This is a genomic window from Oceanitalea stevensii (assembly GCF_014837105.1).
Classification (GTDB): domain Bacteria; phylum Actinomycetota; class Actinomycetes; order Actinomycetales; family Actinomycetaceae; genus Oceanitalea; species Oceanitalea stevensii.
In genome coordinates this window covers 109,140-120,402 of the sequence record NZ_JACSPO010000006.1, presented here as the reverse complement: position 1 = coordinate 120,402, position 11,263 = coordinate 109,140, and the positions used below count along the sequence as shown (strand labels likewise).

The 11,263-nt window shown below is 73.3% G+C and carries 12 protein-coding genes; 7 read left to right on the top strand and 5 right to left on the bottom strand.

From position 1 onward, the window contains the following. The first annotated feature begins 52 nt into the window (after window positions 1–52). Together obgE and proB are read left to right on the top strand one after the other, a co-directional pair. Window positions 53–1,594 carry a GTPase ObgE gene (gene obgE / locus H9624_RS11605; RefSeq protein ID WP_251840050.1) on the top strand — a complete coding sequence of 514 codons (1,542 nt, stop codon included), beginning with the start codon at window positions 53–55 and terminating at the stop codon, window positions 1,592–1,594. 34 nt (window positions 1,595–1,628) lie between these two features. Beyond that, window positions 1,629–2,732, top strand: coding sequence for a glutamate 5-kinase (gene proB, locus H9624_RS11600; RefSeq protein WP_251840119.1), 1,104 nt, complete (start codon window positions 1,629–1,631; stop codon window positions 2,730–2,732). On the opposite strand, the gene H9624_RS11595 is transcribed toward proB, so the two are convergent. Further along, window positions 2,729–3,520 (bottom strand): NAD-dependent epimerase/dehydratase family protein, encoded by a 792-nt coding sequence (locus tag H9624_RS11595; protein WP_251840049.1) that lies wholly within the window; start codon window positions 3,518–3,520, stop codon window positions 2,729–2,731. The two genes, proB and H9624_RS11595, sit on opposite strands and share 4 nt — an antisense overlap. A gap of 207 nt (window positions 3,521–3,727) precedes the next feature. Here H9624_RS11595 and H9624_RS11590 point away from each other — a divergent pair, with 207 nt between their 5' ends. Together H9624_RS11590 and H9624_RS11585 are read left to right on the top strand one after the other, a co-directional pair. Then, a complete protein-coding gene (locus tag H9624_RS11590) occupies window positions 3,728–4,075 on the top strand; it encodes a DoxX family protein (protein WP_251840048.1) in 348 nt (115 codons plus the stop codon). Window positions 4,076–4,087: 12 nt separating this feature from the next. Then, the gene (locus tag H9624_RS11585) at window positions 4,088–4,963 is read left to right on the top strand and encodes a sigma-70 family RNA polymerase sigma factor (RefSeq protein WP_251840047.1); all 876 of its coding nucleotides are present in this window, start codon (window positions 4,088–4,090) and stop codon (window positions 4,961–4,963) included. Window positions 4,964–4,973: 10 nt separating this feature from the next. On the opposite strand, the gene H9624_RS11580 is transcribed toward H9624_RS11585, so the two are convergent. The 4 genes from H9624_RS11580 to ku all read right to left on the bottom strand — a co-directional run bounded on the left by H9624_RS11580 (window position 4,974) and on the right by ku (window position 7,274). After that, entirely contained in the window at window positions 4,974–5,135 is a 162-nt protein-coding gene (locus H9624_RS11580; RefSeq protein WP_251840046.1) for a hypothetical protein, read from the bottom strand. Beyond that, window positions 5,132–5,788: a DsbA family oxidoreductase gene (locus H9624_RS11575; protein WP_251840045.1), complete on the bottom strand. Its 657-nt coding sequence runs from the start codon at window positions 5,786–5,788 to the stop codon at window positions 5,132–5,134. The genes H9624_RS11580 and H9624_RS11575 overlap by 4 nt, the downstream gene beginning before the upstream one ends. A 47-nt stretch (window positions 5,789–5,835) precedes the next feature. Further along, window positions 5,836–6,138: a DUF1540 domain-containing protein gene (locus H9624_RS11570; RefSeq protein ID WP_251840044.1), complete on the bottom strand. Its 303-nt coding sequence runs from the start codon at window positions 6,136–6,138 to the stop codon at window positions 5,836–5,838. A gap of 167 nt (window positions 6,139–6,305) precedes the next feature. After that, on the bottom strand, window positions 6,306–7,274 hold the full coding sequence (gene ku / locus H9624_RS11565) for a non-homologous end joining protein Ku (protein ID WP_251840043.1): 969 nt from the start codon (window positions 7,272–7,274) through the stop codon (window positions 6,306–6,308). 169 nt (window positions 7,275–7,443) lie between these two features. Here ku and H9624_RS11560 point away from each other — a divergent pair, with 169 nt between their 5' ends. From H9624_RS11560 to H9624_RS11550, 3 genes are read left to right on the top strand one after another with little or no spacing between them, the layout of a single operon-like run. Continuing rightward, window positions 7,444–7,812: a DoxX family protein gene (locus tag H9624_RS11560; protein ID WP_251840042.1), complete on the top strand. Its 369-nt coding sequence runs from the start codon at window positions 7,444–7,446 to the stop codon at window positions 7,810–7,812. Between the two features lie 35 nt (window positions 7,813–7,847). Beyond that, a complete protein-coding gene (locus H9624_RS11555; protein WP_251840041.1) occupies window positions 7,848–10,415 on the top strand; it encodes an ATP-dependent DNA ligase in 2,568 nt (855 codons plus the stop codon). A 47-nt stretch (window positions 10,416–10,462) separates the two neighbouring features. After that, on the top strand, window positions 10,463–11,239 hold the full coding sequence (locus H9624_RS11550; protein ID WP_251840040.1) for an ABC transporter ATP-binding protein: 777 nt from the start codon (window positions 10,463–10,465) through the stop codon (window positions 11,237–11,239). Window positions 11,240–11,263: the final 24 nt, after the last annotated feature.

Below are 11,263 nucleotides of genomic sequence, written 5' to 3'. Positions count from 1 at the left end.
CCCCCCCCCCCCCCCCCCCCCCCCGCTTCCGTACCCGGCCCCAGGAGGAATGATGGCCAGCTTCGTCGACCGCGTCGTGCTGCACGTCGCAGGTGGTAACGGCGGTAACGGCGTCGCCTCGATCCGCCGGGAGAAGTTCAAGCCCCTCGGTGGGCCCGACGGCGGCAACGGTGGCAGCGGCGGTGACGTCATCCTCGAGGTCGATCCGCAGACGACGACGCTGCTCGCCTACCACCACTCCCCGCACCGCCGCGCCTCCAACGGCGCCCAGGGCGCGGGCGACATGCGCAACGGCCGCAACGGCGAGGACCTCGTCCTCGCGGTGCCCGACGGCACGGTCGTCAAGACCGCCGACGGCGAGGTGCTGGCCGACCTCGTCGGCGCCGGGACCCGGCTCGTCGCCGCCGCAGGCGGACGTGGAGGACTGGGCAACGCCGCCCTCGCCTCCCCGCGCCGCAAGGCCCCCGGCTTCGCCCTCCTCGGCGAGGAGGGGGAGACCGCCGACCTCGTCCTCGAGCTCAAGAGTGTCGCGGACGTCGCCCTCGTGGGCTTCCCCAGCGCCGGCAAGTCGAGCCTCATCGCGGCCCTGTCCGCGGCGCGGCCGAAGATCGCCGACTACCCCTTCACCACGCTGGTGCCCAACCTCGGGGTCGTCCAGGCGGGCGACGAGCGCTACACCGTGGCGGACGTGCCCGGGCTCATCCCCGGCGCGAGCCAGGGCAAGGGGCTGGGACTGGACTTCCTGCGCCACATCGAGCGCTGCGCCGTCATCGTCCACGTCCTCGACTGCGCCACCCTCGAGCCGGGCCGTGACCCGGTGAGCGACCTCGACACCATCGAGGCGGAGCTGTCGGCCTACGCCGCGGACCTCTCGGTGGCCGGCCGGCTGCCGCTGGGGGAGCGGCCGCGCGTCGTCGTCCTCAACAAGATCGACGTGCCCGAGGCGCGCGAGCTCGCCGACATGGTCCGTGCCGAGCTCGAGGGGCGCGGCCTGCCGGTCCACGAGGTCTCCGCCGCGAGCCACGAGGGCCTGCGCCCGCTGTCCTTCGCGCTCGGCGCGCTCGTCGCCCAGGTCCGGGCTGCCGCGCCGCCGGCCGAGCCGGCCCGTGTGGTGCTCCGCCCGAGGGCCGTCGACGACGCCGGGTTCACCGTCACCCGCCGCAACCGCCACGAGGGCTACTTCTTCCAGGTCCGCGGCTCCAAGCCGGAGCGGTGGGTCCGCCAGACCGACTTCGCCAACGACGAGGCCGTCGGCTACCTCGCCGACCGTCTCGCGCGTCTCGGCGTCGAGGAGGCGCTCTTCAAGGCCGGCGCCACGCCCGGCGACGAGGTCGTCATCGGCTCCGTCGAGGGCGGCGTCATCTTCGACTGGGAGCCCACGATGGCCACCGGCGCGGAGCTGCTCGGCCGGCGCGGCAGCGACCTGCGCGTCGAGGAGGCCGCCTACGCGCCCCGCACCACGCGTGCGGACAAGCGCCGCGAGCACCAGGACCGGATGGACGCCAAGACCGCCGCCCGCGAGGAGCTGTGGACCGAGCGTCAGTCCGGACACTGGGCCACGCCCGAGGCTGAGGACCCGCCCGCGGCACAATAGGGCCGTGACCCCGCCACTCCTCGACCGCTCCGCCATGGCCGATGCCGGGAGGGTCGTCGTCAAGATCGGCTCCTCGTCGCTCACGGCGCCGGGCGGCCGGCTGGACCTCGACCGGATCCACCGGCTCGTCGCCGTCGTCGCCGAGCGGCGGGCCGCCGGCCAGGAGGTCGTCCTCGTCTCCTCCGGTGCGATCGCGGCGGGCATCGCCCCGCTCGGGCTGCCGATGCGGCCCACCGACCTCGCCACCGCCCAGGCCACCGCCTCGGTGGGGCAGGGGCTGCTCGTGGCCCGGTACACCGAGGCCTTCGCCGAGCACGGCCGCCGCGTGGGCCAGGTGCTCCTCACCGCCGAGGACCTCATCCGCCGCCAGCACTACCGCAACGCCCAGCGCGCGCTGGCACGCCTGCTCGCGCTCGGCGTCGTGCCGATCGTCAACGAGAACGACACCGTCGCGACCGACGAGATCCGCTTCGGGGACAACGACCGTCTCGCGGCGCTCGTCGCCCACCTCGTCCGCGCCGACGCGCTCGTCCTCCTCACCGACGTCGACGGGCTCTACGACGGCCCGCCCTCGCGAGCCGGCACCCGCCGCATCCCCGAGGTCCGCGGCCCGGAGGACCTCACCGGCATCGAGGTGACCGGCCGCGGCACGTCGATCGGCACCGGCGGCATGGTGACGAAGCTCGAGGCCGCCTCGATCGCGACCAGTGCCGGCGTGCCCGTCGTCCTCACGGCCGCCGACAACGCCGAGCGGGCCCTGCTGGGGGAGCCGGTGGGCACGTGGTTCGCCGCCACCGGCCGCCGCAAGAGCACCCGGCGGCTGTGGCTGGCCCACGCCGCCCGCACGAGCGGCCGCCTCGTCCTGGACGACGGCGCGATCCACGCCATCACCCACGGCAAGCGGTCCCTGCTCGCCGCGGGCATCACCGGTGTCGAGGGGGACTTCGAGCCGGGGGACCCGGTCGAGCTCGCCACGCCCGACGGCGTCGTCACCGCCCGCGGTCTCGTCGCCTACAGCGCCGCGGAGGTCCGCGAGATGCAGGGACGGACGACGGCGGAGCTCCAGGAGCGAGACGGGTCCGCGCACCCGCGGCCAGTCGTCCACCGGGACGACCTCGTCATCGTCAGCCGCTACTAGGACCCCGCGGGCCAGCTGTCCGGGGCCTGCTTGCCGCCCTCGACGACGTCCTCCCGGGCGCCGGGCAGCGTGGTCCAGTCGTCCTTGGGGCGGTAGCCCAGCTCGAGCATGGTGTTGGTGAGGTCCCAGCGGCGGTTGGGGTTGTCGGAAACCGCGTAGTAGACGCCGTAGGGGACCTCGGCCTCGATGGCGCGGCGCACGACGTGCTCGGTGTCGTCGGGGCTCAGCCACATCGCCCGGAGCACGTCCTCGTCGGCGTCGAGCGGGTCGTCGGTGTACCAGCCGATGCGCAGGGCGATGAACTCCAGGCCGTGCTCGTCGTGGTAGAACCGCCCGAGCGTCTCCCCGAAGACCTTCGACACCCCGTACAGGGAGTCGGGCCGCGGCAGGTGGTGGGGGTAGACGGGCCACTCACCGAGCCGGTCGTACATCCCCATCGCGTGGTTGGAGGAGGCGAAGACGACCCGGCGGACACCCGCCTCCCGGGCCGCCTCGAGCACGTTGCGGAGGCCGACGATGTTCGCCGCGAGCACGGCGTCCCACCCGGACTCCGGGGACGCCGCCCCGGCCATGTGGACGACGACCTCGACGCCGTCCATGAGGCCGAGGACCTCGTCGTAGTCGTCGAGGTCCGCGATGTGGAGGGTCTCCTCCTGCTCCTCGGTGGCCGGGTGACGCCCGTGCGTCACGAGGTCGTAGTCGGCGCCGAGGCGCTCCTCGAGCAGTAGTCCGATGCCGCCGGTCGCACCCGTGAGCAGCACCCTGGTCCGTCGCGTGTCAGAGGTCATGAGCCCATCGTGCAGCGGGTGCACGGACCTCGCCTCCGCAGCCGGGGACGGGTGCTCAGCGCGTGGGCTCCGGGCTCCGGGGTGCCCGGGAACCACACGGTGCGCGCCGACGCTGTCACACCCGTGCGCCCGGCGGTGTCCAAGTCCGTGACCGCACAGAGACGGGGCCTTCCACGTCCCGTCCCACACACGTCAAGGAGCTTTGCGATGTCTGCTGTTCTCACTGTCCTCACCGTCCTCGCCGCCGTCTGGGTCGGTTTCTCGGCCTTCTCGCTCCTGCGAGGGGCGAGCTGGGTGGTCGACGCCCTCACCGAGTACGGCGTGCCCCGCGGGTGGTGGCCGTGGCTCGGGGCGGCCAAGCTCGCCGGCGCGGTCGGCCTGCTCGTCGGGCTCGCCGTCCCGGTCATCGGCACCGTCGCCGGTGTCGGCCTCGTCCTGTACTTCACCGGCGCCGTCGTCACCGTGGTGCGCGCCCGCTCCTACTCCCACATCCCCTACCCGCTGCTGTACCTCGCGCCCGTGGTCGGGACCCTGGCCGTCGGCGCCGCGGTCTGAGAGCGTGAGGTGATGGACGAGACGCTGTCCGTACGCTTCGAGGAGCACCGCCCGCACCTGCGGGCGGTCGCCTACCGGATGCTCGGCTCGGCGACCGAGGCCGACGACGCCGTCCAGGACGCGTGGCTGCGGATCGCGCAGGCGGACACGGAGGACGTGGAGAACCTGCGCGCCTGGCTGACGACGGTCGTGGCGCGGGTGTCGCTCAACATGCTCCGCTCGCGCCGACGACGGCGGGAGGAGCCCCTCGACGCCCGGCTCGCCGACCAGGCGGCGGGCGGCCCGGAGCCGGAGCGCGAGGCGGTGCTCGCCGACTCGGTGGGGCTGGCGCTGCTCGTCGTCCTCGACAGCCTCACGCCGGCCGAGCGCCTGGCCTTCGTGCTCCACGACATGTTCGACCTGCCCTTCGAGGAGATCGGCACGATCGTCGAGCGCTCACCGGCGGCGGCCCGCCAGCTCGCGAGCAGGGCACGCCGGCGCGTCCGGGGCTCCGAGCCGCCACCGGGGGACCCGGACCGGCAGCGCCGGCTCGTCGACGCCTACCTCGCCGCGACCCGGACCGGCGACTTCGAGGCGCTGATCCGCGTCCTCGACCCCGCCGTCGTCCTGCGGGCGGACTCGCACGCCGTGCCCGGCGGCCGGCCCGTCGTCCTCCGTGGTGCCGAGGCCGTCGCCCGGAGCGCGGTCGCCTCCGCCGCGCGGGCGCGGGCCACCGAGGTGGCGACCGTCGACGGAGCGGCGGCACTGGTCATGGTGCTGGCCGGCAACGTATCGGTCGTGCTCACGTTCGCCGTCCGGGGCGAGCGCATCGCCGGCATCGACGTCGTCGCGGACCCCGACCGGCTCGCGCGCCTGCAGATCGAGGCGCCCGACGGACGGCGGAGGTGACCGGGTCGGCTCAGCCGTCGGCGCGGGCGCCGGCGACGTGACCGTCGTCGTCCTTCGACGTCCCGTCCCCGGGGACCTGGCACACGCCGTCGACGCACACGGCGGCGTCGTCGGCGCCGACCATCGTCAGGCCCGCCGGCGGTGGGAAGGGGGAGAGGGGCAGCTCGCTCACCGGGCCGCCACCGTCTCGCTGCGGACCTGCTCGAGCGCCTGGGTGAAGACGGCCGGCTGCTGGGCACCGGACACGCCGTACTTCCCGCCGATGACGAAGAAGGGCACCCCCTGGATGCCGTAGGCGCGGGCCTGGGCGATGTCGGCGGCGACGGCGTCGGCGTGCGTCCCCTCCTCCAGGGCGGTCCGCAGGGTGTCGGCGTCGAGCCCGGCCTCGGCGCCCAGCGCGACGAGCTCCTCGACCCTGCCGACGTGGCGACCCTCGACGAAGTAGGCCTCGAACAGCCGCTCGACGAGCTCGAGCTGCCGGCCCTGCTCGCGCGCGTGGTGGAGGGCCTGGTGGGCGAGCAGCGTCTTGGTCTGGTGGACGGAGTCGACGTCGTACTCCAGCCCCACCTCGGCGGCGATCGCCGTCACCTGCTGGAGCATCTGCTCGACCTGCTCGCGGGGCATGCCCTTGTGCTGGGAGAGGAAGTCCGCGGCGCTGCCCTCGAAGTCCACCGGGGTGTCGGGGGCCAGCTCGAAGGAGTGGTAGGTGACGGTGACGTCGCCGTCGAAGGCGGCGACCCCGGCCTCGAACTTGCGCTTGCCGATGTAGCACCAGGGGCAGGCGATGTCGGACCAGATGTCGACGTGGATGGGTGAGGTGGTCATACCTGCGCCAACCACGGGCGCCGCCGGCTTCTTCCCGACGGCGTCCCTCAGGCTTGGCCGCTGTAGGTGAGGCAGTCGGCCGCGGAGCCTCCGGCACCCACGCGGATCTCGCTCGCCGTGCACTCGAGGTCGGCGTTGTGGACGCAGTCGGTGCGCTGGCAGGCGCCGACGTGGGCGAGCACCGTGTCCAGGCCGCCCTTGGTGCCCAGCGGGATGAAGGTGACGCACGCGGCGTCGCCCCTCGCCCCGGCGATGGTGACCGCCGCCGCGTGACAGTCGTGGTCGTGGTTGAACCCGCAGCCCGTCACGGCGCAGTCGGTGACCGGGGGCAGCTCCGCCAGAGCGCTCATCGTCGTGCTCCTCGTCGTCCATCGCCGCCCGTCTGGTCGCGCGGCGTCGTGGCACGAGAATAGACCGAAATGACGAGAAAAGCAGGAGGAAAAGGCGAACGAAATAGGTGAGGAAAGCCTTACCTCAGCAATTCCGATAAACGCAACGTATGCATGTCCTTAACCGGTCAGGCGGTCTTCTTGCTAGCCGTCTTCTTCCGGGTGGTCGCGGCCGTCTTCTTCTTCGCGGCCGGCTTCTTCTCCTCCTCCTTCGAGGAGGAGGTCGACTTCTTCGCGGTGGACGACGACGAGGCCTTCGACCCGGAACGAGAACCGGAGCCGCCGGAGCCGGACGCCGACCCGGACTTCTTCTCCTTGGCGGCGGAGACGGAGCGGCGCAGGGCCTCCATGAGGTCGAGGACCTCGGCCTCCTCGCCCTCCTCGCGGTCGGTGCCGAAGGTCTCCTCGGTGTCCACGGCGTCGCCCTGCTCGAGCTTCGCCTCGACGAGGGTGCGCAGCTGCGCCTGGTACTCGTCGGTGTACTCCGAGGGGTCGAAGTCGCCGGAGAAGTTCTCGACCAGCGCCTGGCTCATCTCGAGCTCCTTCGCGCTGATCCGGACGTCCTTGTCGACGCCGGCGAAGTCGGGCTCGCGCACCTCGTCGTCCCACAGGAGGGTCTGGAGGAGCATGACGTCCTCGCGCACGCGCAGCGCCCCCAGCTGGGTGCGCTGGCGCAGCGTGAAGGACACGATCGCGGTGCGGTCGGTCTCCTCCAGCGTGCGGCGCAGCAGCGCGTAGGACTTCGCGGAGGTCGAGGCCGGGGCGAGGTAGTAGGTCTTGGCCATCATGATGGGGTCGACCTGGTCGCTGGGGACGAACTGGAGGATCTCGATCTCGCGGGACTTCTCGGTCGGCAGCTCGGAGAGCTCGTCGTCGGTGATGACGACGGTGCGGTCGCCGTCGTCGAAGGCCTTGTCGATGTGGTCCCACTCGACCGGCTCCCCGCAGATCTCGCAGCGGCGCTGGTAGCGGATGCGGCCGCCGTCGGCGTCGTGCACCTGGTGCAGACGCAGGTCGTGGCTCTCCGTGGCGCTGAAGACCGAGATGGGGACGTTGACGAGCCCGAAGGTGATCGAGCCCTTCCAGATCGCGCGCATGCTGCCTCCTCGCCGGCGGGGCCGGCCCTCGTCCGTCTGCCCCCAGTGAAGTGCCCGTACCGTACTCCCGCCAGCGGAGATCCGGGAGAGGGGGCGCCCAAAACCCGGACGGGACGGGGCCTTGCGCCCTACGGTGGAGCCGGCGCAACGACGCGCGAGAGGAGCGGGTGTGGAGATCTGGCTGTGGGTGGTCACGGCGCTGGTGGCGGTCGTCTTCCTCGGGTCGGGGGTCTCGAAGGTCGTCAGCTCGCGGCAGGCGCTCTACGACAGCGGGATGACCTACGTCCAGGACGTCCACCCCGTCGCGCTCAAGGGCATCGGGCTGCTCGAGCTCGCGGGCGCGCTCGGTCTCGTCCTGCCGCCGGTCCTCGAGCGCTCGGTCCACCTCGTGCCCGTCGCGTCGGGGGCGCTCGCCGTCCTGATGCTCGTCGCGACCGCCCTCCACCTGCGCCGCCGTGAGCCCTTCGTCGTCCCGCTCGCCCTCGCCGTCGTCGCCGGGGCGCTCACGGTCCTGCGGCTCACCGAGTACCCGGTGTAGGTGCGGGCCCCGCGCCCGCCGGGCAGCATGGCGCCATGGCGAAGGACAGCGGGCCCACGGTCGTGCAGGTGGACGGCCACCGGCTGCGCCTGACCAACCTCGACAAGGTCCTCTACCCGGCCACCGGCACGACCAAGGCCGACGTCCTCGAGTACTACTCCCGGATCGCGCCGGTCATGCTGCCCCACTGCTCGGGCCGTCCCGCGACCCGCAAGCGCTGGCCGAACGGCACCGGCACGGGCGAGGACCCGGGACAGGTGTTCTTCCAGAAGAACGTCGAGTCCGGCGCCCCGGACTGGGTCGAGCGGGTGGAGATCCAGCACAGCGACCACGTCAACACCTACCCGCTCGTCGACAGTGCCGCGACGCTCGCCTGGCTCGCCCAGGTCGCGGCGCTCGAGGTCCACGTCCCGCAGTGGCGGGTGGGCAGCGACGGGCAGCGCCGCAAGCCCGACCGCCTCGTCCTCGACCTCGACCCGGGGGAGGGCGCGGGCCTGGCCGAGTGCGTCGAGGTGGCCGTCCTCGCCCGCGACATCCTCGAGGGCATGGGCCTGGACCCCGTCCCGGTGACGAGCGGGTCCAAGGGCATCCACCTGTACGCGGCGCTGCCGGGCACGGCGACGTCCGACGAGGTGAGCGAGGTGGCCAAGGAGCTGGCCCGCACCCTGGAGACCGACCACCCCGACCTGGTTGTCTCGAACATGAAGAAGGAGCTGCGCCGCGGGAAGGTGCTCGTCGACTGGTCGCAGAACAACGGGAACAAGACGACGATCGCGCCCTACTCCCTGCGGGGCCGGGAGCGGCCGATGGTGGCCGCCCCGCGGACGTGGCGCGAGCTCACCCACCCGAGGCTGCGTCACCTGGACCTGCGGGAGGTCGTCGAGCGGGTCGAGCGGCGCGGGGACCCGATGGCCGAGCTGGGGGAGGCCGCGGACCAGGCGGGCGGGCAGCCCAGGCGGGACCGCCTCGAGGTCTACCGCGCCAAGCGTGACGCGGCGAAGACCCCCGAGCCGGTGCCGGCCGCCGTCGCGCCCGACGACGGCACGCTCGCCTTCGTCATCCAGGAGCACCACGCGAGCCGCCTGCACTGGGACCTGCGCCTGGCGCACGACGGCGTCCTCGTCAGCTGGGCGCTGCCCAAGTGCGTGCCGACCTCGCCGAGGAAGAACCACCTCGCGGTCCAGACCGAGGACCACCCGATGGAGTACCTCACCTTCCACGGCACCATCCCCAAGGGCGAGTACGGCGCCGGGGACATGACGGTCTGGGACACCGGGACGTACACCTTCGAGAAGTGGCGGGAGGGCAAGGAGGTCATCGTCACGCTCACCGGGCAGGAGGACGGTGGTCTCGCCGGCCCAGACGGCCCGGGCCGCACGAGCCGCTTCGCGCTCATCCACACCGGCGGCCGGTCCGAGGACGAGTCCAACCACTGGCTCATCCACCTCATGTCGACTCCCGACGGCGCCGCGTCCCGCTCCACTCGCCGAGAGCCGGATTCCTCTCCTCGCCGAGAGCCGGATTCCGCTCGCCGAGAGGCGGGTTCCTCGGCCCCGCGCCGAGAGCCGAGCTCCTCCTCCCGCGGAACGCGGGACTCCTCGGCACGGGAGACGGACGGCGCGGCCACTGACACCGCGGCGCCCGAGTTCGTCGTCCCCATGCTCGCCACCCTCAGCGACGCGACGGTCCTGGACGCCTCGGCCGAGTGGGCGGTGGAGATGAAGTGGGACGGGGTGCGCGCCGTCGTCCTCGTCGAGGACGGGACCGTGCGGCTCGTGGGCCGCAGCGGCCGGGAGGTCACCGACACCTACCCCGAGCTCACCGGCCTCGCCGAGTGCGTCGACGCGCGCACCGCGGTGCTCGACGGGGAGATCGTCGCGCTCACCGACACCGGCCGCCCCGACTTCGGCCTCCTCCAGCAGCGCATCCAGCTCACCGACGCCCGCGCCATCGCCCGCGCCGCGGAGGAGAACCCGGTCCGCCTCATGCTCTTCGACGCGATCTCGGTCGACGGCACGAGCCTGCAGCGCCGGACCTACGACGAGCGGCGGGAGGTGCTCGAGGAGGTCGTCGACCCCGGCGGGTGCGCGCTCGTCGAGATCCCGCCCGCCTTCGACGGTGACCTCGAGGCGGCGGTCGCGGCCAGCCGTCAGTGGCAGCTCGAGGGCGTCGTGGCCAAGCGGCGCGACTCCGCCTACACGCCGGGGCGGCGCAGCCGCTCGTGGCTGAAGATCAAGCACGCGAGCACCCAGGAGGCCGTCGTCGTCGGCTGGCGGCCCGGGCAGGGCACCCGCGCCGGCAAGGTCGGCTCCCTCCTCCTCGCCCTGCCCGACGACGGCGAGCTGCGCTACATCGGGCGGGTCGGGACGGGCTTCTCCGAGCGGGACGCCGCCCGGTGGGCGCAGGAGCTGGGCCGCGAGGAGCGCAAGACCGCCCCGCTGGAGGTGCCCCGGCCCGAGGCCCGTGACGCCCGCTGGGTGACGCCCCGCCGGGTGGCGGAGGTCGAGTTCGCCGAGTGGACGTCCACCGGGCGGCTGCGTCACCCGCGGTGGCGCGGCTGGCGCCCGGACAAGGAGCCGGCGGATGTCGTCCGGGAGTCCTGAGCCCCCAGTCCGAGGACGTAGAGTGCGCTCGGACGAAAGGAGCTGGGATGGCGACTCGCGCGGTCCTCCGTGCCGACGACCTGTGGGCGGGCTACCCCGGGACGCACGTGCTGCGTGGGGTGAACCTCGAGATCCGGTCCGGCGACGCCCCGCTCGGGATCGTCGGGCCCTCCGGCGCCGGGAAGACGACGCTCGTACGCGCCCTGCAGGGTCAGATCCGGCCGGTCCAGGGCACGGTCACCTTCAACGACCGCCCGGTCCACCGCCTGCCGCGCCGGGAGGGCAAGACCTTCAAGGCCTCGGTGCGCTTCACCTCCCAGGACTCGCTCACCGTCACCGACCCGCGGCTCACGGTCGCCCGCAGCCTCGGCCTCGCGCTGGGCGAGGCGCGCAAGGCGGGGCGGACCCACGCGACGTCGATGGGGGACCTGCTCGACGCAGTCGGGCTCCCCGCCGCCTTCTCGACCCGCCGGCTCGTCACGCTCTCGGGCGGGGAGAAGCAGCGCGTGGCGGTCGCGGCGGCGCTCGCGACCCGGCCGGAGATCCTCGTCCTGGACGAGCCGCTCACCGCCGTCGACCCGCAGTCGCGCGTCAACCTGGCCCGGCGGCTGGCGGGCCTGCTCGCCGAGCTCGACACCGCCGTCGTCCTCGTCTCCCACGACCTCGAGCTCGTCGAGCGCACCTGCCGCGAGGTCCACATCCTCGCCGAGGGCACCTTCGTGGCGACCGGGCCGCTGGGGGAGCTCCTCGGCGACGTCGACCAGCACCCCACGGTCCGCGAGCTGGCCGAGGCCGCGCCGCTCGCCGTCCAACGCTTCCGCTGAGCCCGCCCCCTTACGCCGACAGCC